This window comes from Micromonospora sp. NBRC 110038, assembly GCF_020884815.1.
GTDB classification, from domain to species: domain Bacteria; phylum Actinomycetota; class Actinomycetes; order Mycobacteriales; family Micromonosporaceae; genus Micromonospora; species Micromonospora haikouensis.
Genome location: NZ_BBOL01000012.1, coordinates 81,002 through 99,301, shown reverse-complemented (window position 1 = coordinate 99,301; position 18,300 = coordinate 81,002). Strand labels below are relative to the sequence as shown.

Below are 18,300 nucleotides of genomic sequence, written 5' to 3'. Positions count from 1 at the left end.
CGCCGGGTGGCCATCGCCACCGGCGGAAACGGCGGGCCGTCAGCGGCCAGCGGCCCGCCGTCAGCGGCCCGCCGGCTTCAGGCCGAGGGGCTTACCGAGCAGCGACTCCCGCCGCACCGCGAGCCGGTCGGCGACCTGACCGAGGGCCTTCGCAGCCGGCGAATCCGGCTCGGCCAGCACGATTGGATTGCCGGCGTCGCCGGCCTCCCGGACCCGGGTGTCCAGCGGGATCTGCCCGAGCAGCGGCACCTGCGCCCCGATCGTCCGGGTCAGCGACTCGGCCACGGTCGTGCCGCCGCCGGAGCCGAAGACCTCCATCCGGGAGCCGTCCGGCAGCTCCAGCCACGACATGTTCTCGATCACGCCGACCACCCGCTGGTGCGTCTGGAGGGCGATCGCGCCGGCCCGCTCGGCCACCTCGGCGGCGGCGGCCTGCGGCGTGGTGACCACCAGGATCTCGGCGTTCGGCAGCAGCTGGGCCAGCGAGATGGCCACGTCGCCGGTGCCCGGGGGCAGGTCGAGCAGGAGCACGTCCAGGTCGCCCCAGTAGACGTCGGCGAGGAACTGCTGCAACGCCCGGTGCAGCATCGGGCCGCGCCACACCACGGCCGCGTTGCCCGAGGTGAACATGCCGATCGAGATCACCTTCACGCCGTGCGCCTGCGGCGGCATGATCAGGTCCTCCACCCGGGTCGGGCGACCGTCCGCGCCGAGCATCCGGGGCACCGAGTGGCCGTAGATGTCCGCGTCGACGACGCCGACGTTCAACCCCCGGGCGGCCAGCGCGGCGGCCAGGTTCACCGTGACGCTGGACTTGCCGACGCCGCCCTTGCCGCTGGCGACCGCGTACACGCGGGTGCGGGAGCCGGGCTGGGCGAACGGGATCACCGGCTCCTCGGTGGCGGAACCGCCGCGCAGCTTCGCCTGGAGGCCCTGGCGCTGCTCGGGGCTCATCACCCCGAACTCGATCTCCACCCCGGTCACCCCGGGCACCGCGCCGACGGCGGCGGTGATGTCGGCGCGCAGCTTGTCCTTCAGCGGGCAGCCGGCCACGGTGAGCAGCAGCTCGACCCGGACCACGCCGTCGTCGCCGACCTGGGCGGAGCGGACCATGCCGAGGTCGGTGATGGGCCGGCGGATCTCCGGGTCGTCGACGGTGGCCAGGGCGGCCTGGACGGCGTCCTCGACGGTGCTGACGGGTGCTGACATGCCCGCAATGCTACGTCGGGGGCGATAGGTGCCGGCCGTCGGCGGGCCCCGGTGTGAGCGAATCGATGGCCCACCCGGCCTGGTCAGCGTGCCCACCAGCCCTGGTCACCATGCCCGGCAGGCTGGTCAGCGCCCGCCGGTCGACCCCTCCGGACGGCCGCCCCGGGCGAAGTCGCCGTCCAGCTCGTCGAGGGGCTCGTCGAGGTGCGCCCCACCCCCGCGCGGCGGCGGGCGCTCCTGCGCCGGGCGCTCCTGCTGCCGGCGCTCCAGCTTCTGCCGGCGCTGGGCGGCCTCGTCCAGCTCCTCGGCCAGCCGGGCCAGCTCCGAGCGGAGGAAGTCCCGCGTCGCCACCTCGCCCAGCGCGATCCGCAGCGCCGCGACCTCCCGGGCCAGGTATTCGGTGTCCGCCTTCTGCATGGTCGCGCGCCGCCGGTCCTCCTCCAGCGCCACCCGGTCCCGGTCCGTCTGCCGGTTCTGCGCGAGCAGGATCAGCGGCGCCGCGTAGGACGCCTGGAGGGAGAGCACCAGGGTCAGGAACGTGAAGGTGTACGGGTCGAAGCGCAGGTCCGCCGGGGCCAGGGTGTTCCAGCCGAACCAGGCGGCGATCACCACCGTCATGTAGACGATGAAGTTCGCCGTGCCCATGCCCCGGGCGATCCCCTCGGACCACCGGCCGAACGCCTCCGGGTCGAACCGGGGCAGCTTCACGCCCCGGGGCTCGCGCGGCTGGTCAAGCCGCTCCGCCCGCCGCTGCTCACTCATCGGCGCCGTCCAGCACCTCGTGCACGGGCGCGGGGGCGGTCGGGGCGTCCCGGTCCCGCCAGTCGCGCGGCAGCGAGTGGTCCAGCACGTCGTCGACGGTCACCGCGCCGACGAGCCGGTTGTTGCGGTCCACCACCGGCATGGCGACCAGATCGTACGTGGCCATCCGGCGGGTGATCTCCGGCAGCGGGGTGGCCGGGCGCAGCGGGTCGATGTCGTTGACCACCACCCCGCCGAGCAGGTCGGCCGGTGGCTCCCGCAGCAGCCGCTGGAAGTGCACCATGCCCAGGTAGCGGCCGGTCGGGGTGGTCAGCGGCGCACGGGTCACGAAGACCTGCGCGGCCACGGCCGGGGAGAGCTGCTCCTCCCGGATCCGGGCCAGCGCCTCGGCGACCGTGGCGTCCGGCGGGAGGATCACCGGCTCGGAGGTCATCACGCTGCCCGCCGTGCCCGACGAGTATTTCAGCAGCTGACGGACCGGGTCGGCCTCGCCGGGCTCCATCAGGTCCAGCAGCACGTCCTGCTCGGTCGGGGGAAGCTCGTTGAGCAGGTCGGCGGCGTCGTCCGGGTCCATCTCCTCCAGCACGTCAGCGGCCCGCTCCCGGTCCAGCGCGGCGAGGATCTCCACCTGGTCGTGCTCGGGCAGCTCGCTGAGCACGTCGGCCAGCCGCTCGTCGTCCAGTGCCGCCGCCACCTCGTTGCGCCGGGTGTCCGGCAGATCCTGCAGGGCGTTGGCCAGGTCGGCCGGGCGCATGTCCTCCAGGACGGCGAGCAGGTTCGCCGTACCCCGGTTCTCGCCGATGCCGCTGAGGCCGCGCACCCGGTCCCACTCGACCTGGTGCAGGTGGCCGCGGCGGGTGAGCCGACCGGTGTGCTCGCGGACGGCGACGCGGGCCAGCGACCACTCGCCGCCCCGGCTGCACTCCATGGCCACGTCGACCACCGACCCGGGCTGGCCGCCCGGGTCGAGCTGCACGCGCCGGTCCAGCAGCTCCTGGAGCACCAGCAGCTCGTTGGGGCGCTTCTCGAACCGGCGCAGGTTGAGCGTGCCGCTGCCGAGCACCACCGCATCGGCGTCGATGGTGGTGATCCGGTTGATGGACAGGAAGATCCGCCGGCGCATCGGCATCTCGGCGACCAGACCCACCACCTCCGGCGGGCGCTGGGTGGGCCGGAGCCGGGCCACCGCGTCGCGCACCCGACCCACCTGGTCGCCGTTCGGGTCGAAGACGGCGACTCCGGCGAGTCGGGCGATGTAGACCCGGTTCGGCGTGCTCACGGGCACCAGCCTAAGCGCCTACTGTTTATCAACATGTCGACCTTGGCCTACGAGATCGTGGACGTCTTCACCGACCGCCCGTTCGCCGGCAACCCGCTTGCCGTCGTGTTCGGCGCCGAGGGGCTGGCCACCGAACAGATGCAGTCGCTCGCGTTGGAGTTCAACCTGTCCGAGACGGTGTTCGTGCTGCCGCCGACCCAGGTCGGGGCCACCTACCGGGCGCGGATCTTCACTCCCACCGACGAGCTGCCGTTCGCCGGCCATCCCAGCGTCGGCGCGGCGGTGACCGCGAGTCGCCGGGGCCTGTTCGGCGTGGGGCAGATCACCCAGGAGTGCGGGGCCGGGGTGCTGCCGATCGAGGTCACCGCGCACGGCGCGACGCTGACCGGCGGCGTGCCGACGCTCGGGCCCGAGCTGGACCTGGAGCCGCTGCTGGAGATGGCCGGCCTCACCGCCGCCGACCATGCCGGCCCACCGCCCCGGGTCGCCGGGTGCGGGCTGGAGTTCCCGTACCTGCCGGTGCGGCCGGACGCGGTGGCCCGCGCCCGGGTCGACCCGGCGGCGGCGCAGCGGTACGGCCTCGAACACATCAGCGTCTTCTCCTGGGACGCCGACTCGCAAACCGCGCACGCCCGGGTCTTCGTCCCCGGGCACGGCGTGCCGGAGGACCCGGCGACCGGCTCGGCCGCCCTCGGGCTCGGCGTGTGGCTGGTCGCCAGCGGGCTGCTCCCCGGCGAGGGGCGCTCCTCCTACACCGTCCGGCAGGGCGCCGAGCTGCGCCGCCCGTCCCTGCTGGCGTGCACGGTCACCGCGGCCGGCGGTGCGGCGGTCGGCGCGACGGTGCGCGGCGACGTGATGCCGGTGGCGCGCGGCGAGATCGCCGTCCCGCCCTTCGTCGGCTGAGCCGCCCCGCCGGGGCGCAGGGAAGGTCCGGGCGTCGCCGTACGCTCGCGCGGGCCGGTGGGCATGCGGGAGGATGCCGGGGTGACTGACGAGGTGGACGGGCGGCTCGGCACGGCCCTGGTCGACGAGGCGGTGAAGAAGGCCGCCGTCGCCTGGGTGGGCGTCGCGGGCGGGCCGGCGCGGGCGCTGTGGTGCGTACCGTCGGAGGGGTCGCTCCTGGTCGTGAGCGGCCCCGGCGAGCAGGCCGCGCCCGGGCTCGCGGAGGCGGCCGAGGCGCAGGTGACGCTGCGCGGCGACCACGGCGGCCGGATCGTCACCTGGCCGGCCCGGGTGACCCGGCTGGCCCCGGGCACCGAGGAGTGGACGGCCCTGGCCCCGGCGGTCGCCGCCAAGCGGCTCAACGCCCCCGGTTCCGCGGCCGACCTGGTGCAGCGGTGGGCCGCCGACGGCTGCGCCCTGGTCCGGCTCACCCCGGCCGGCGAACCGGCCGCCGGCGACCGGTTGCCGGACGCCTCGCTGGCGGAGCCGCCCCGGGCGACCCCGGTGGTCCGGGCCACCCGCCGACCGTTCCGGCTGCACCGCGTCCGCCGCCGCTGACCGGCCCGCCGCAGGTCGGGTCAGGCCGGCACGGCGACCGGGTCCACCAGATCGAGGACGTCGCTCAGCGAGCCCAGCTCCGGCCCGTCCCAGGCCGGCTCGGCGTTGAAGACCATGTGCTCGGCGAGGTCCGGGGCGGTCAGCCGCACCGCCGTCATGCCGGCCCGCCGCGCGCCGGTGAGCTCCTGGCTGCCGCCGTCGCCGACGTACAGGCAGTCGCCCGGGGACAGCCCGAGCGGGCCGCACGCCGACAGGTAGAGCGCCGGGTCGGGCTTGCAGCGGCCGAGCTGCACCGAGAAGACCCGCACGTCGAGCAGCGGGGCCACGGCCAGCTGCGGCAGGAACTCCGGCAGCTCGTGGGTGCAGTCGCTGACCAGGCCGGTGCGTACGCCCGCCGCGCGCAGCGCCGTCAGCACGGGCACCGCCTCGTCGCGCAGCCGGGTGTCCGCGCGGACCGCCCGCTGCCGGGAGGCGACGGCCGCGCGCAGCGCGCTCTCCGGCGGGTGTACGCCCGCCTGCGCGCACACCCAGCGCAGGGTCGCCACGGCGTCGCCGAACCGCCCGCTGGCCCGCTGGTAGTAGCTGCGGTCGAGCACGTCGACGAGCGCGTCGACCGGGCAGCCGAGCAGCTCGGCGGTGGACCGGTGGGCCGCACCGCGTTGCACGCAACGGGTGAGCGTGCCGAAGAAGTCGAACAGCACCGCACGAAAAACGGGCATGGGGGAGTGCCTCCGGACGTCGAGGGGGAGGGTCGCCGGCGGAATGCGACGATCGTAATCGAACGCTGACGTTCTGTGGTGGCGGGTGGTCGGCGCGATGCTCGTGTAAGGATTGCTTCCCGTGCCCGTCCCTCACCACCACCGCCCGGTGGGCCCGCTGACCGGCGGGGTCCTCGCCCTGGCCGTCCTCGCGGTCTCGTCGTCCGCGCCGCTGGTCGCCTTCGCCGCCGCGCCCGCCCTGGCGATCGCCTTCTGGCGCAACCTGCTCGCCGTCGGGGTGCTGGGCCCGTTCGCGCTGGCCCGGCGGCGGGCGGAGTTCCGGGCGCTGGCGCGGTCGGGCACGGGCCGCGACGGGCCGGTGGGCACGGGCCGCGACGGGCGCGCACCGGCGGTTGCCGGCCGGCGCGAGGGCTGGTTGTGCGTGCTGTCGGGGGTGGCGCTGGCCGCCCACTTCGCCACCTGGATGCCGAGCGTCCAGCTCACCTCGGTCGCCGCCGCCGTCGCCCTGGTCGCCACCCAGCCGGCCTGGCAGGGGCTGATCGCCCGGGGCCAGGGCCGGCGGCTACCGCCGGCCGTCTGGGTGGGCATCGCGGTGGCGGTCGCCGGGGCGGTGCTCGCCTCCGGGGCCGACTTCGCCGTCTCCGGCCGGGCGTTCGCCGGTGACCTGCTCGCGGTGGCCGGCGGCCTGTTCGCGGCGGTCTACACCGCCCTCGGGGAACGGGCCCGGGTCACCGTCAGCACCACCACCTACACCACCATCTGCTACGGGGTGTGCGCGCTGATCCTGCTGGTCGTCTGCCTGGTCGGCGGCGTGCCGCTGGGCGGCTACGACACCGGCACCTGGCTGGCGATCCTCGGCCTGGTGGCCGGGGCGCAGCTGCTCGGCCACTCGATGTTCAACTACGCGCTGCGGCGGGTCTCCGCGACCACGGTCAGCATGCTGATCCTGCTGGAGGCGCCCGGGGCGGCCCTGATCGCCTGGGCCTGGCTCGGCCAGCTGCCCCGGGTCGGCGCGCTGCCGGGGCTCGCGTTGATCCTGGCCGGCGTGACCGTGGTGGTGCTCGGCGGGTCCCGCGCCGGCCGCCGCACCGTCCCCGCCCCGAGCTTGGCCGACGCCATCCCGCCCGGCGGGGCCCGCGCGACGCGGCCGAGCTGACCGGCGTACGCTGCCCGACCCCGCGATCGGCTGACCGGCCTGATGCCTCCCTCCTCGCGCGCCCCGCCCGGCGTCTGAACCGGTGAGAAGGGCGACTGACCAGGACCGCGCCCGGGCTCAACACCCACCTGCGCACCGACCTGAGGTCATCGACGCTCTTCACACGGCGGTCGCCTGCTGCCATTGATCGGTAACAGTATTCTTATTACGTTACCTACATGGTGATTCCCTCCGAACCAATCGGCAGCATCCCCCGTCCCGCATCGCTCCTTGCCGGGCTGGACGACCATGCCGCCGGTCGCATCGGACCAGAGCAACTTCAGGATCTCTGCGACGCCGCCCTTCGCGACACAATCTCTCGTTTCGAGGCGACCGGCTCCTCGGTGATCACGGATGGTGAGCAGACCAAGCCAAGCTTCGCCACCTACCCATTGCAGGGCTTGACCATGCTTGCCCCCGATGGTGCGGTCATCCCGTTCGCCGATGGACACACCCGACAGCTTCCACGCCTCACAGCCGGACCCTTCCGGTACGGAGTCCGCTCCGCGACGTACGTGACCGCGGCTCGGGCGTTGACGACCAGCCAGGTGAAGCAGGCTGTCATTGCTCCCTCGGCGCTGAGCCTGCTGTATCCGACCGGCGGTATCGCCGGATACTCCCGGGAGGAATTTCTCGCCGACCTGATGGACGAGGCAGAAGCCGACATCCGGGGAGCGCTCGATGCCGGCGCGGCCTCAGTGCAGGTCGATTTCACGGAGGGACGGCTGTCGCTCAAACTTGACCCGTCAGGCGGTGTGCTCAGGTCGTTCATCGAACTCAACAACGCCGTACTTGACCGTTTCAGCGAGGCCGAACGGGCCAGGATCGGGGTGCATACCTGTCCGGGTGGCGATCAGGATTCGACGCACAGCGCCGACATCGACTACGCCGACCTGCTGCCGAGCCTGCTCCAGCTACCTGTCGGCACATTTTACATTCAGCTCGCCAGCGAACCCGACCCCGAACGGGTGCTGGAGATCGTCGCCGATCACGCACGACCTAGTCAGCGGATCTTCGTCGGCGTCACCGACCCGATCAACCCCATCGTCGAAACACCCGAGCAGGTATGCGACCGGGTACTGCTCGCGGCCCGCTACCTGGGCACCGACCGCCTGGGCACCTGCGACGACTGTGGCTTCTCGCCGTTCGGTGACGATGTGTCCACCTCCCGCGACACCGCCTTCGCCAAGATCAAAGCCCGCATCGAGGGAACGGCCCTCGCGGCGGCCGCGCTCGGCGGCTAGTGCTTTGGCCACGGTTGCCTGGACCGCCGCCGACGTCGCGCTCGACGGCGGGGTCCGCCCGGCCGGACCGCCAGACTTCGGCACGCTGCCGCCGTGGCTGATCGCGCTGGGGCTGCTCGGGGCGCTGGTCGTGGCCGCCCCGGCGTGGGCGCTGCGCCGCCTGCTGCTGCGCCACCGACGTGCCCGGCTGCCCTGACCGTTACCCGGACGCCCGGTGGTCAGCCGGCCGGACCGGGCCGGACGCCGTCACGGCTCGACGCCGACCGCCTTCGCGCTGGCTTCCCAGAGCCGGGCAGCGAGCTGCGGGTCGGTGGCCTTGCGCAGCGGTCGGCGGGGTCGACGGTCGGCGTAGTAGCCGCCGTCGACCAGCCGGGCCGGATCCTGGTTGGCCAGCCAGACCAGGGTCTCCGCGCCCTTCTCCGGGCTGCGGAACGGCATGATCCGCATGCCGAGGGCGACCAGCCGGCTGTCCGCGCCGAACCGGGTCCGCACCACGCCCGGGTGGAAGCAGTACGCCGGGATGTCCGGCCAGCGCCGGGCCGCCTCGCCGGTGAACAGGATGTTCGCCTGCTTGCTGGTGCCGTACGCGCGCATCGAGCGGTAGCCGCGCAGGGCGGCGTTGAGGTCGTCAGGGTCGAGGACGCCGCTGCGGTGCGCGCCGGAGGCGGTCACCACCAGCCGGCCCACCCGGTCCCGCAGCAGGGTGCTGAGCAGGAACGGCGCGAGGTGGTTGGCCTGCATGGACAGCTCGAACCCGTCGACCGTGGTCACCGGGCGCAGCACGATCGCGCCGGCGTTGTTGGCCAGCACGTCGATCCGGTCGTACGCGGCGCGCAGCCGCTCGGCGAGCCCCCGCACGTCGTCGAGGACCGCGTAGTCGGCCCGGAACAGCTCGGGCCGCTCGCCGCTGGCCTCCCGCACCCGCTCGCCCGCGGCCTGGAGCCGGGCCGGGTCCCGCCCGACCAGCACCACCCGGTCGCCCCGGCGGGCCAGCTCCACCGCGGCGGCGAGGCCGATGCCGGAGCTGGCGCCCGTCACCACCACGGTCCGTCGCCCCGTGAGATCCTCCACAGGCCCATTCACCCCAGTCACGGCACGAGGTTACCGTGGCGTCACAAGCACCTTTGTGATCGTTCAGTAATCCGCTTGCCGAACAGGTGGCGTCGGCCCGCCCGCCGCGCCGGAAGGAGGCCCCATGACCGCCGCCGGTCGTCCCCGCCGGTCCTGCCTCGCCGTGCCGGGCTCCAGCGTCAAGATGCTCGGCAAGGCCCAGGGCCTCCCCGCCGACCAGGTCTTCCTCGACCTGGAGGACGCCGTCGCCCCGCTGGCCAAGCCGGACGCGCGCAAGAACATCGTGGCCGCCCTCAACGAGGGCGACTGGGCCGGCAAGACCCGGGTGGTCCGGGTCAACGACCTGACCACCCCGTGGACGTACCGGGACGTGATCGACGTCGTGGAGGGGGCCGGCGCGCACCTGGACTGCGTCATGCTGCCCAAGGTGCAGGACGCCGCCCAGGTGCAGTGGTTGGACCTGACGCTCACCCAGCTGGAGAAGACCCTCGGCCTGCCGGTCGGCCGGATCGGCATCGAGGCGCAGATCGAGAACGCGGCCGGGCTGGTCAACATCGACGCCATCGCCGCCGCCTCGCCCCGCGTCGAGACGATCATCTTCGGCCCGGCCGACTTCATGGCCTCGATCAACATGAGGTCGCTGGTGGTCGGCGGGCTCATGCCGGACTACCCGGGCGACCCCTACCACTACATCCTGATGCGCATCCTGATGGCCGCCCGGATGCACGACCTGCAGGCCATCGACGGCCCGTTCCTGCAGATCCGGGACACCGACGCGTTCCGCGAGGTGGCGAAGCGCTCGGCCGCGCTGGGCTTCGACGGCAAGTGGGTGCTGCACCCCGGCCAGATCGACGCCGCCAACGAGGTCTACTCGCCGGCCCAGGCCGACTACGACCACGCCGAGCTGATCCTCGACGCGTACGAGCACTACACCTCGGAGGCCGGCGGCCGGCTCGGCGCGGTCATGCTCGGCGACGAGATGATCGACGAGGCGTCCCGCAAGATGGCCCTCGTGATCGCCGCCAAGGGCCGGGCGGCCGGCATGACCCGCACGTCGCGCTTCACGCCGCCCGCCGAGTGACCCGACGCCCCGTGAGCTGAGAACCGGCGGGCTGCGGTGCCGCCCCGGTCGGGGCGGCACCGGGCCGGTCAGTAGTTGTAGTCGCCGCTGCCGGAATCGCCCGTGCTGATGGCGATGACGATCAGCACCACGTAGAAGAGGATCGCCAGCACCAGCAGGCCGGTCAGGATCCAGCCGACGATGATGGCCGCCTTCGCCATTCCCTCGCCGCCCTCGCCCGTCTCGCGGATCTGCTTGCGGGCCACGTGCCCGAGGATCGCGCCGATCGGCGCGGTGATGCAGGAGCCGATGCCGACGAGGGCGAGCACCAGCGCCGCGATCGCCATCCCGTTGGTCCTCGGCGGCGGCGGGTACCCGTACCCCGGGTAGCCCGCCGCCGGGTAGCCGGCCGGGGCGTAGCCGGGCGCGGCGTAGGGGTCGGCGACCGGCGCGGCCTGCTCCATCTTCATCCCCGCGTACGGGTCGGCCGGCGCGTACGGGTCGCCGCCGGTCGGCTGCCCGCTCGTCGGCAGCGTCGGGTCGACCGGCGGCGTGGACGGCTGGGACCAGGGGTCGCTCGGACCGTCAGCCGGTGGGGGGTAGGTCATGGGTTCTCTCCGCGTCTCGTCGAGGGTGCGCGGTCAGGGTAGCCAGGACCACCCAAAACGCGGCGTCCGTCACCGGGTGCCGCGTTGCCCGGAGCAGGGCGAACCGGCAGGATCGCGGCATGGCAATCGACGCGCGCGCCGCGGACCGCTCCGGCAGCCGACCACGACGGGACGTGAGCCGCCCGGGCATGGCCCGGCGCAGCCGCCCCACCAGCGGGGCCGGCCCGGCCGACGAGGACGCCCCGGTGGCGCTGCCGGAGCCGGTCACCATGCGGCTCGACGGCCGGGTCGCCCTGGTCACGGGTGCCGGCAGCCCCGACGGCATCGGGTACGCCACCGCCCGCCGCCTGGCGGATCTGGGGGCCCGGGTGGCCATCGTCTCCACCACCCGGCGCATCCACGAGCGGGCCGGCGAGCTGGGGGTGACCGGGTTCGTCGCCGATCTCACCGACGAGTCGGAGGTCGGCGCGCTCGCCGACGCGGTGGCCGAGCAGCTCGGCGACGTCGAGGTGCTGGTCAACAACGCCGGCCTGGCGAGCCGGGCCAGCCCGGAGGTGCTGCGCCCGGTGGCCCAGCTCAGCTACGACGAGTGGCGCGGCGAGATCGACCGGAACCTGACCACGGCGTTCCTGTGCAGTCGGGCGTTCATCGGTGGGATGGCCGAGCGCGGCTGGGGGCGGATCGTCAACCTGGCGGCCACGGCCGGTCCGGTGAACGCCCTGCCCACCGAGGCGGCGTACGCGGCGGCGAAGGCGGGCGTGGTGGGGCTGACCCGGGCGCTGGCGATGGAGATGATCGCCGACGGGGTGACGGTGAACTCGGTGGCCCCCGGCACCATCCACACCGCCGCGTCCACGGTGGCGGAGATCCGGCAGGGCCTCGGCACGCCGGTGGGCCGCCCCGGCACCCCGGACGAGGTGGCCGCCGCGATCGCCTTCCTCTGCTCGCCGGCCGCGTCGTACATCACGGGGCAGATGCTGGTGGTCGACGGCGGCAACAGCGTCCGGGAGGCGCAGTTCCGCTGACCGCGTCCGGGCTCAGTTGTAGGAGCTGCCGTCCATGGAGCCGCCCCAGAAGGCCAGCCCGATCCAGCCGCAGCAGGCGATCAGGCCGATCACGGTGAAGACGTAGCTGAGGATCAGGCCCCACGTGGCGAGCTGGTCGCCGTCCTCGCCGGTGCGCCGGATCTGCCGCTTGGCCACGTGGCCGAGCACGATGCCGGCGGGCGCGAAGACGAACGCGAAGACCAGCGACAGCACGGCGAGGACGTTGGTGCCCCGTCCCTGACCGGGAGGCGGGCCGTACTGGCCCTGCCCCGGCGGGCCGTACTGCCCGTAGCCCGGGGGCGGGCCGCCGTACTGGCCGGGCGGCGCTGGCTCGTACGGCGATGGCGGCGGCTCGTACTGGCCGGGCGGCGGCTCGTACGGGGATGGCGGTTCGTCCGGCTCGCGCGGTGGATAACTCATCCGGCACCTCCCGCTACCCGTCGTGACCTGGCCCATTGCGGACGCTACCCGCAGCGGTGAACCTTTTCACAGCGCTTGGGTGGACTGGTCGCCTTGGCCTCGCCGGCCCGGCGGGTCGATACTTACCGGGCGTTCAGTTACCCACGAGTAACGCGTCGATGAGTGATCCCCGGAGGCTGAGATGGCCAGACTCGCCCAGACGCCCGGCCTGACCGACGTGCAGCGGTCGATCCTGGAGACCGTCCGCGAGTTCGCCGACCGGGAGATCATCCCGCACGCGCAGCGGCTGGAGCACGCCGACGAGTACCCCACCGACATCCTCGACGGGATGCGCGAGATGGGGCTGTTCGGCCTCACCATCGCCGAGGAGCACGGCGGCCTGGGCGAGTCCCTGCTGACCTACGCCCTGGTGGTCGAGGAGCTGTCCCGGGGCTGGATGTCGATCTCCGGCATCGTCAACACGCATTTCATCGTGGCGTACCTGATCTCGCAGCACGGCTCCGCCGAGCAGCGGGCCCGGCTGCTGCCGAAGATGGCCACCGGCGAGGTGCGCGGCGCGTTCTCCATGTCGGAGCCCGAGTGCGGCTCGGACGTCTCGGCGATCAGGTCCAAGGCGGTCCGCGACGGCGACACCTACGTCCTGAATGGTCAGAAGATGTGGCTGACCAACGGCGCGTACTCCTCGGTGGTCGCCACGCTGGTCAAGACCGACACCGGGGCCGACTCGGTCTACGGCAACATGAGCACCTTCCTGCTGGAGAAGGAGCCCGGCTTCGGCGAGACCGCGCCCGGCCTCACCATCCCCGGCAGGATCGACAAGATGGGCTACAAGGGCGTCGAGACCACCGAGATGGTGCTCGACGGCGTCGCCGTCCCCGCCTCCGCCGTGCTCGGCGGCGAGGGGCAGGTCGGCCGGGGCTTCTACCAGATGATGGACGGCATCGAGGTCGGCCGCGTCAACGTCGCCGCCCGCGCCTGCGGCATCTCCATCCGCGCGTTCGAGTTGGCCGTCGCGTACGCCCAGCAGCGCAGGACCTTCGGCCAGCCGCTCGCGAAGCACCAGGCGATCGCGTTCAAGCTCGCCGAGATGGGCACGAAGATCGAGGCCGCGCACGCTCTCATGGTCAACGCCGCCCGGCTCAAGGACGCCGGCCAGCGCAACGACGTCGAGGCCGGGATGGCCAAGCTGCTCGCCTCCGAATACTGCGCCGAGGTCGTCCAGGAGGCGTTCCGCATCCACGGCGGCTACGGCTACTCCAAGGAATACGAGATCGAGCGGCTGATGCGGGAGGCCCCGTTCCTGCTCATCGGCGAGGGCACCTCGGAGATCCAGAAGACCATCATCTCCCGCGGCCTCCTGCGCGACTACAAGCTCTGACGGCGCACGGAAGGGCCCCTGCGAACCGCCGGCTAGCCGAGGCGCGTCAGGTCGGCGGCGGCCCGCTCGATGATCAGGCAGCGGTCCTCGACGTAGTCGACGCCGGCCTCCTCGGCGATCCGCCGCGCCTCCGGCGAGACGATCCCGAGCTGCAACCAGACCGCGGGCGCGCCGATCGCCACCGCCTCGCGGACCACCCCGACGGCGTCGCGGGCCGGGCGGAACACGTCCACCAGGTCCACCGGGTGCGGGATGTCGGCCAGCGACGCGTACGCCCGCTCGCCGAACAGCTCGTCGACCGTCGGGTTGACCGGGATGATGCGCCAGCCGTACCGCTGCATCTGCGCCGGCACCCGGTGCGCGGCCTTGCCGGGGTCGCGGGACGCGCCCACGACGGCGATCACGGCGGAGTCGGCGAGGATCTGCTGGGCGCTGCGCATCCCGCGACTCTAGCCCGTCGCCCGGCTCGGAGCAGGCCGTGCCGGTCTCCCGGGAGGCGGTGGACGCAGGCATGCGAGCGGCCCCGAGTGGAGGTCATCCCGCGAAGCCGGGCGTGTCGAAGGTGCGGGTGACCGCGCCGGGCAGCGCCAGCGGCAGGGGTGGAGCCGCCGGCGCTGCCCGCTCGGAACCGGCCTCGTCCGGGGGAGCGGAGAGGTTGTCCCAGCGCATGGACCCCATTCGAACACGCGTACGAACGAAGTGCAAGTGACGTGCCGGACACCGGCGCACGGCGGGACGGACGCCGGGGGAGGATGGGGGCATGGAGAGGTCGACCTTCGTCTACGACGGCGACTGCGCGTTCTGCACGAAGTGCGCGGAGTTCATCGAGCGCCGCATCCCCACCCGGGCGCGGGTGCTGCCCTGGCAGTTCGCGGACCTCGACGCGCTGGGCCTGACGGAGGCCGAGTGCACCGAGGCCGTGCAGTGGGTCGGCGCGGACGGCTCCCGGGCCGCCGGGCCGGACGCGATCGCGCGGCTGCTCGGCGACAGCGGGCCCCTGTGGCGGGTCGCCGGGGCGGGGCTGCGCTTCCCGCCCGCCCGCGCGGCGGCCTGGCCCGCGTACCGCTGGGTGGCCCGCAACCGGCACCGGCTGCCGGGCGGCACGGCCGCCTGCGCCGTGCCCTCGGCCCAGCGGGACTGATCCTCACCACGCCCGCAGCGCGGAGAGCAGCCGCTCCAGCAGCTCCAGCGAGGGCCGCCCGTCGTGGGACGGCAGGTCCCGCACCTCGACCAGCCCCGCCCGGCGCAGCCCGTCGAGCAGCACGCGGACGGCACCCACCGGCAGGTCCAGGTCGGTGGCGATCTCGGCGACCGACAGCGGACGCCGGCACCGCCGGACGATCCGCGCCTGCTCGGGGGTGAGGCGGGGGAGCCGGCCCGTCCCCGGCCGGGCCAGCACCAGGGAGGCGAGGTCGGGCTGCTCGGCCTCGGTCGCCCCGCCGGCCGCGCCCGGGGCGGGCGGCGCGGCGGCCGCCGCGAGGAGGGCCGGCCGGATCCGGCCGGGCGCGGTGGTCCCGGCCCGGACGACCGGCCCCGACGGTACGGGCAACGGCAGCGCCGCCCCCGACCCGGGCGGGACGCCGGGCGACGGGTGCGTCGCCCCTGGTGCGGGCGCGTCGGGCGGTGGGGGCGGCTGCGCGGGCAGGTGCCGGTCGGCCTCCGTCACGAAGCGCGCCACCTCGAACTCGATGTCGGCCGCCCGGGACTGTTCGCAGGTGTGCAGGGCCAGGACGACGCCGGTGCGGATGCCGGTGACGTGCAGGAGTGCCTCGGGCATCCGGGTGACGATCCGTCGTGGCTCGGCGTCGGCGCAGAACCGGGCCGTGGCCGCGCCGAGCGCCCACAGGCCGGCGACCATGCCCGAGACCTGTTCGGCCACCGCCGCGTCGGTGCCCCGGGAGGCGCCGAGCCGGAGCCCGTCGGGCGAGAGCAGCACGGCGAGGCGCGCCCCGGGCACCCGGTCGATCAGCGCGTCCAGGGCCCGCATGAGCGCGTCGCTCCCGGCCGCCGCGCCTGCGGGCCGGGTGGCGTGGGCGGCCGGTCCGGCGGTGGGCTGGGTGGCCGCCGCCGGACCGTCGACGACCGGCGCGGTGCCGCTCGGCGTGGCGGCAGCCGCCCCGGCCGCTGCCGGACCGGTGCCGGGTGGTGCGTCCGGGCAGGTCGTCGTCATCTGGTCGACCGTTCCCGCCAGGCCCCACCGCCTGCGACGGCCATCCGCTCCGCGACGAGGGTGCGCAGCAGGGCCAGCAGTTCGGTGCGGTTGGCGCAGTTCAGTCGCGACCGCATCCGGGCCACGTGGTGCTCCACGGTCTTGGCGGAGATGAACAACCGGTCGCCGATCTCGCGGTAGGTCAACCCGGCCAGCACCAGCTCGGCCACCTCGTGCTCGCGTTCGCTCAGCTCGCTGCGGGGCACGGCGTCGACCTCGGCGGCCGGTGGGGCCGCGCCGCCCGGGGGACGCTGCCCGCCCCTGGCCCCGCCGGGCCCGCCCTTCCCGCCGGCGGGCCCGCTCTTCGCCCCCGCGTGCCGACCCTGGAACACCCGGGCGCAGTCCAGCAGGGCGGTCATCGCCCGCCGGTCCGCCGTGCGAATGGCGGCCTGCCCGGCGAGCCGGGCGGCGTCCCAGCAGAACCCCGCGTCGTACAGGCCACGGGCGGCGGCCTCGACCCGGGCCGGGTCGACCGTGCCCCGCAGGACGTCCACCCAGCTCGCGGCGGCGGTGGCGGCCACCGCCGCGTACCGGCTGTGGTCCGCGTCGGCGGTCAGGGCCGCCACGTGTTCCTCGGCCGCGCCGGGCCGGTCGGCGAGGATCGCGGCGTGCAGCCCGCTCCAGTGCAGCGGCGCGCTCCACAACGGCGGGTCGCCCAGCCGGCCCAGCAACGTCCGGGCCTGGTGCAGGTGCGGTTCCAGCCGGTCGAGTTCGCCCAGCCGGGCCGCCGCGATCGCCAGCTCGCCGAGGGGCAGCAGGGTGAACAGGTCGACGGGGTGCCGGACCACGGCGTCCAGCGCATGCCCCCAACCGCGCTGCAACGCGCCCAGGTCGCTGTTGCGGCGGGCCACCCCCAGCTCCAGGGTCGTGGCGAAGAGCAGGTCGCGGGACTCCAGCGGGCCACCCGAGGCGGTCGCCGCCGCGGCGGCGTCGGCCGCGGCGGCCGTGCGTCCCCGCAGCATCAGGATCCACGCCCGCAGCAGCAGGTGGCGGCGGGCCAGCAGGGGACCGCCGATCCCGCTGGCGGTAGCCCGGTCGAGCACCCGCTCGGCGATGTCCAGCTCCGCGCAGTGCACCCCGGTCAGCGCGGCCAGCGCGGCGGGACTGTCGGGCAGGAGGACGGTGCGGCCGTCCGGCTCCAGCAGGGCCGCCGCCTGCACCAGGGTGGACAGGGCGGTGGTGGGCGTACCGTCGATGCTGGCCCGGACCCCCTCGGCCATCAGCCGGGCCGCGCCGGCGCCCAGCGTCGGCGGACCGCCGGTGGCCGGGCCCACCGGCCCGGCGTCGCCGGTCGTCGTCGCGGTGGCGAGCGACCCGACCTCGGCGAAGGCCGCCGCCGCGGGCGTGCCCGACCACCGGTACAGCTCCACGCTGCGGCCGGTCTGTCCCCGGTGCGCCAGGGCGGTCGCGGCGACGGCCGCCGCCTCGGCCCGGTCGTCCGGCGCGGCACCGGCGAGCAGCCGGTCCGCCAGCCGCAGGGCGGTGTCCAGGTCGCCGGCGAGCAGCGCGGCGACGGCCTGGCGGCCGGGGGCGGACGAGCCGGCGGCGGTGGCGGCGGCGAACAGTTCGGCCGCCAGCGCCGGCTGTTCGGCCAGCGCCTCCTCGGCGGCCGCCCGCAGCGCGGGCGCGGGGCAGTCGCCGAGAGCGCCGACGGCCCGCAGCGCGGAGACCAGCGGCAGGACCGGGCCGCCCCGGCCGAGCCGCTGGTCGACGAGCCGGTGCCAGACCGCCGTCCGGTCGGTGGGCGGGCTGAGCGCGACGACCGCCCGCCGGGCGAGCGGCGTGATCCGGTGGTCGGCGGTGAGCAGGCCCGCCGCCCGGGTCGCGGCGACGAGTTCGGCCACCGCGCCGGGCGTCCGGTCGAGCAGCGCGCCGAGCAGGTCGACCGTCAGGGGCACGCCGGCGGCGAGCGCGAGCAGCAGGCACCGGGCGTCCGGCGTCAGCCGGTCCAGGTCCGGCCCGAACTCCACGAGGGCGGACTGCGGCGGCTCGCCCGGCGACGCCGCCCCGCCCGGCCCCGGCGCGGCCGACGGAAGCAGAGCCGACGCGGCCGACAGGGTCGAGCCCGGCGCGGCGGACAGCGCGCGTACCAGCCGGTCCACGTCCCGGGGCACCCCGGCGGTCTGCGCGTGCACGTGGTCGGCCAGGCGGGCCGCCTCCGGTGCGGCGGCGCACCGCGCGGCGGTCTGCTCCGGGGTGAAGGGGACGAGCAGCAACGGGTCGGCGTGCCGGCGCAGGGCGTCGGCCAGCTCGACCAGCGCCGGGCACCGTGGCCAGGGGCGGTATCCCACGACGATCCGGTGCCGACCGGTGTCCACCAGCGCGCGGAGCGCACCGAGCCGCGTGTCGTCGAGCAGGTGTGCGTCGTCGACCAGCAGCACGGTGCCGGGCCCGGGCGGCTCGGTGGCCGCCGGCACCGTGGTCAGCACGGTCTGCCCGGCCTGCCGGCAGCGGCGCGCCACCTCGCCGAGCAGGGCGGTCTTGCCGTGGCCGCCGGGGCCGGTCACGGCGAGCGCGAACGGCACGGCCGGGTCGGCGGCGAGCCGGTCGAGCAGGGACCGCCGCTCCCGGCTGAGCAGCAGCGGGCGCTCGATAGTCAT

20 protein-coding genes are annotated in these 18,300 nt (G+C 74.8%); 9 read left to right on the top strand and 11 right to left on the bottom strand.

All coding sequences use genetic code 11. From position 1 onward, the window contains the following. Positions 1 to 60: 60 nt before the first annotated feature. From LPU61_RS29980 to LPU61_RS29970, 3 genes are all read right to left on the bottom strand, one after another. Positions 61 to 1,209 carry an Mrp/NBP35 family ATP-binding protein gene (locus LPU61_RS29980; RefSeq protein ID WP_077935994.1) on the bottom strand — a complete coding sequence of 383 codons (1,149 nt, stop codon included), beginning with the start codon at positions 1,207 to 1,209 and terminating at the stop codon, positions 61 to 63. Positions 1,210 to 1,335: 126 nt separating this feature from the next. Further along, on the bottom strand, positions 1,336 to 1,971 hold the full coding sequence (locus LPU61_RS29975; protein ID WP_077935995.1) for a DUF1003 domain-containing protein: 636 nt from the start codon (positions 1,969 to 1,971) through the stop codon (positions 1,336 to 1,338). Continuing rightward, positions 1,964 to 3,250: a magnesium transporter MgtE N-terminal domain-containing protein gene (locus LPU61_RS29970; protein WP_043963906.1), complete on the bottom strand. Its 1,287-nt coding sequence runs from the start codon at positions 3,248 to 3,250 to the stop codon at positions 1,964 to 1,966. The genes LPU61_RS29975 and LPU61_RS29970 overlap by 8 nt, the downstream gene beginning before the upstream one ends. Before the next feature lie 33 nt (positions 3,251 to 3,283). On the opposite strand from LPU61_RS29970, the gene LPU61_RS29965 reads away from it, so the two are divergent. Both LPU61_RS29965 and LPU61_RS29960 read left to right on the top strand, forming a co-directional pair. Continuing rightward, positions 3,284 to 4,153, top strand: a complete 870-nt coding sequence (locus LPU61_RS29965) for a PhzF family phenazine biosynthesis protein (RefSeq protein ID WP_043961733.1) — start codon at positions 3,284 to 3,286, stop codon at positions 4,151 to 4,153. A 63-nt stretch (positions 4,154 to 4,216) separates the two neighbouring features. Further along, positions 4,217 to 4,750: a hypothetical protein gene (locus LPU61_RS29960; protein ID WP_144420167.1), complete on the top strand. Its 534-nt coding sequence runs from the start codon at positions 4,217 to 4,219 to the stop codon at positions 4,748 to 4,750. Between the two features lie 20 nt (positions 4,751 to 4,770). On the opposite strand, the gene LPU61_RS29955 is transcribed toward LPU61_RS29960, so the two are convergent. Next, the gene (locus LPU61_RS29955) at positions 4,771 to 5,469 is read right to left on the bottom strand and encodes an HAD family hydrolase (protein WP_043961735.1); all 699 of its coding nucleotides are present in this window, start codon (positions 5,467 to 5,469) and stop codon (positions 4,771 to 4,773) included. A gap of 121 nt (positions 5,470 to 5,590) precedes the next feature. Here LPU61_RS29955 and LPU61_RS29950 point away from each other — a divergent pair, with 121 nt between their 5' ends. From LPU61_RS29950 to LPU61_RS29940, 3 genes are all read left to right on the top strand, one after another. Continuing rightward, positions 5,591 to 6,625: a DMT family transporter gene (locus LPU61_RS29950; RefSeq protein ID WP_043961737.1), complete on the top strand. Its 1,035-nt coding sequence runs from the start codon at positions 5,591 to 5,593 to the stop codon at positions 6,623 to 6,625. A 218-nt stretch (positions 6,626 to 6,843) separates the two neighbouring features. Next, positions 6,844 to 7,908 (top strand): cobalamin-independent methionine synthase II family protein, encoded by a 1,065-nt coding sequence (locus LPU61_RS29945; RefSeq protein ID WP_043961738.1) that lies wholly within the window; start codon positions 6,844 to 6,846, stop codon positions 7,906 to 7,908. A gap of 4 nt (positions 7,909 to 7,912) precedes the next feature. After that, positions 7,913 to 8,104 carry a hypothetical protein gene (locus LPU61_RS29940; RefSeq protein ID WP_043961739.1) on the top strand — a complete coding sequence of 64 codons (192 nt, stop codon included), beginning with the start codon at positions 7,913 to 7,915 and terminating at the stop codon, positions 8,102 to 8,104. 50 nt (positions 8,105 to 8,154) lie between these two features. Here LPU61_RS29940 and LPU61_RS29935 read toward each other — a convergent pair whose 3' ends face one another. After that, entirely contained in the window at positions 8,155 to 8,979 is an 825-nt protein-coding gene (locus tag LPU61_RS29935) for an SDR family NAD(P)-dependent oxidoreductase (protein WP_077935999.1), read from the bottom strand. Between the two features lie 124 nt (positions 8,980 to 9,103). On the opposite strand from LPU61_RS29935, the gene LPU61_RS29930 reads away from it, so the two are divergent. Beyond that, a complete protein-coding gene (locus LPU61_RS29930) occupies positions 9,104 to 10,060 on the top strand; it encodes a CoA ester lyase (protein WP_043961741.1) in 957 nt (318 codons plus the stop codon). 68 nt (positions 10,061 to 10,128) lie between these two features. Here the strand turns inward: LPU61_RS29930 and LPU61_RS29925 are convergent, their stop codons facing one another. Beyond that, positions 10,129 to 10,647, bottom strand: a complete 519-nt coding sequence (locus LPU61_RS29925; protein ID WP_043961742.1) for a DUF4190 domain-containing protein — start codon at positions 10,645 to 10,647, stop codon at positions 10,129 to 10,131. Positions 10,648 to 10,835: 188 nt separating this feature from the next. Here LPU61_RS29925 and LPU61_RS29920 point away from each other — a divergent pair, with 188 nt between their 5' ends. Next, on the top strand, positions 10,836 to 11,672 hold the full coding sequence (locus LPU61_RS29920; RefSeq protein WP_374199730.1) for an SDR family NAD(P)-dependent oxidoreductase: 837 nt from the start codon (positions 10,836 to 10,838) through the stop codon (positions 11,670 to 11,672). A gap of 12 nt (positions 11,673 to 11,684) precedes the next feature. On the opposite strand, the gene LPU61_RS29915 is transcribed toward LPU61_RS29920, so the two are convergent. Continuing rightward, positions 11,685 to 12,113 (bottom strand): DUF4190 domain-containing protein, encoded by a 429-nt coding sequence (locus LPU61_RS29915; RefSeq protein WP_229406822.1) that lies wholly within the window; start codon positions 12,111 to 12,113, stop codon positions 11,685 to 11,687. 181 nt (positions 12,114 to 12,294) lie between these two features. On the opposite strand from LPU61_RS29915, the gene LPU61_RS29910 reads away from it, so the two are divergent. Continuing rightward, a complete protein-coding gene (locus LPU61_RS29910; protein WP_229406821.1) occupies positions 12,295 to 13,491 on the top strand; it encodes an acyl-CoA dehydrogenase family protein in 1,197 nt (398 codons plus the stop codon). 32 nt (positions 13,492 to 13,523) lie between these two features. On the opposite strand, the gene LPU61_RS29905 is transcribed toward LPU61_RS29910, so the two are convergent. Both LPU61_RS29905 and LPU61_RS31540 read right to left on the bottom strand, forming a co-directional pair. After that, positions 13,524 to 13,931, bottom strand: coding sequence for a CoA-binding protein (locus tag LPU61_RS29905; RefSeq protein WP_043961746.1), 408 nt, complete (start codon positions 13,929 to 13,931; stop codon positions 13,524 to 13,526). A gap of 94 nt (positions 13,932 to 14,025) precedes the next feature. Next, positions 14,026 to 14,160, bottom strand: a complete 135-nt coding sequence (locus LPU61_RS31540; RefSeq protein WP_255700264.1) for a hypothetical protein — start codon at positions 14,158 to 14,160, stop codon at positions 14,026 to 14,028. A gap of 91 nt (positions 14,161 to 14,251) precedes the next feature. On the opposite strand from LPU61_RS31540, the gene LPU61_RS29900 reads away from it, so the two are divergent. Further along, on the top strand, positions 14,252 to 14,632 hold the full coding sequence (locus LPU61_RS29900; protein WP_043961747.1) for a thiol-disulfide oxidoreductase DCC family protein: 381 nt from the start codon (positions 14,252 to 14,254) through the stop codon (positions 14,630 to 14,632). Positions 14,633 to 14,635: 3 nt separating this feature from the next. Here LPU61_RS29900 and LPU61_RS29895 read toward each other — a convergent pair whose 3' ends face one another. Both LPU61_RS29895 and LPU61_RS29890 read right to left on the bottom strand, forming a co-directional pair. Then, a complete protein-coding gene (locus LPU61_RS29895; protein WP_229406820.1) occupies positions 14,636 to 15,661 on the bottom strand; it encodes a DUF742 domain-containing protein in 1,026 nt (341 codons plus the stop codon). Further along, positions 15,658 to 18,300 carry a helix-turn-helix transcriptional regulator gene (locus tag LPU61_RS29890; RefSeq protein ID WP_229406819.1) on the bottom strand — a complete coding sequence of 881 codons (2,643 nt, stop codon included), beginning with the start codon at positions 18,298 to 18,300 and terminating at the stop codon, positions 15,658 to 15,660. Before LPU61_RS29890 ends, LPU61_RS29895 begins: the two co-directional genes overlap by 4 nt.

What these genes read in the sequence shown, in the direction of transcription:
- LPU61_RS29910 (WP_229406821.1), top strand. Translation starts at nt 12,295, where the DNA reads ATGGCCAGACTCGCCCAGACGCCCGGCCTGACCGACGTGCAGCGGTCG.
- LPU61_RS29955 (WP_043961735.1), bottom strand. Translation starts at nt 5,469, where the DNA reads ATGCCCGTTTTTCGTGCGGTGCTGTTCGACTTCTTCGGCACGCTCACC.
- LPU61_RS31540 (WP_255700264.1), bottom strand. Translation starts at nt 14,160, where the DNA reads ATGCGCTGGGACAACCTCTCCGCTCCCCCGGACGAGGCCGGTTCCGAG.
- LPU61_RS29905 (WP_043961746.1), bottom strand. Translation starts at nt 13,931, where the DNA reads ATGCGCAGCGCCCAGCAGATCCTCGCCGACTCCGCCGTGATCGCCGTC.
- LPU61_RS29925 (WP_043961742.1), bottom strand. Translation starts at nt 10,647, where the DNA reads ATGACCTACCCCCCACCGGCTGACGGTCCGAGCGACCCCTGGTCCCAG.
- LPU61_RS29900 (WP_043961747.1), top strand. Translation starts at nt 14,252, where the DNA reads ATGGAGAGGTCGACCTTCGTCTACGACGGCGACTGCGCGTTCTGCACG.
- LPU61_RS29890 (WP_229406819.1), bottom strand. Translation starts at nt 18,300, where the DNA reads ATGACTATCGAGCGCCCGCTGCTGCTCAGCCGGGAGCGGCGGTCCCTG.
- LPU61_RS29980 (WP_077935994.1), bottom strand. Translation starts at nt 1,209, where the DNA reads ATGTCAGCACCCGTCAGCACCGTCGAGGACGCCGTCCAGGCCGCCCTG.
- LPU61_RS29920 (WP_374199730.1), top strand. Translation starts at nt 10,836, where the DNA reads ATGGCCCGGCGCAGCCGCCCCACCAGCGGGGCCGGCCCGGCCGACGAG.
- LPU61_RS29945 (WP_043961738.1), top strand. Translation starts at nt 6,844, where the DNA reads ATGGTGATTCCCTCCGAACCAATCGGCAGCATCCCCCGTCCCGCATCG.
- LPU61_RS29895 (WP_229406820.1), bottom strand. Translation starts at nt 15,661, where the DNA reads ATGACGACGACCTGCCCGGACGCACCACCCGGCACCGGTCCGGCAGCG.
- LPU61_RS29930 (WP_043961741.1), top strand. Translation starts at nt 9,104, where the DNA reads ATGACCGCCGCCGGTCGTCCCCGCCGGTCCTGCCTCGCCGTGCCGGGC.
- LPU61_RS29960 (WP_144420167.1), top strand. Translation starts at nt 4,217, where the DNA reads ATGCGGGAGGATGCCGGGGTGACTGACGAGGTGGACGGGCGGCTCGGC.
- LPU61_RS29975 (WP_077935995.1), bottom strand. Translation starts at nt 1,971, where the DNA reads ATGAGTGAGCAGCGGCGGGCGGAGCGGCTTGACCAGCCGCGCGAGCCC.
- LPU61_RS29915 (WP_229406822.1), bottom strand. Translation starts at nt 12,113, where the DNA reads ATGAGTTATCCACCGCGCGAGCCGGACGAACCGCCATCCCCGTACGAG.
- LPU61_RS29965 (WP_043961733.1), top strand. Translation starts at nt 3,284, where the DNA reads ATGTCGACCTTGGCCTACGAGATCGTGGACGTCTTCACCGACCGCCCG.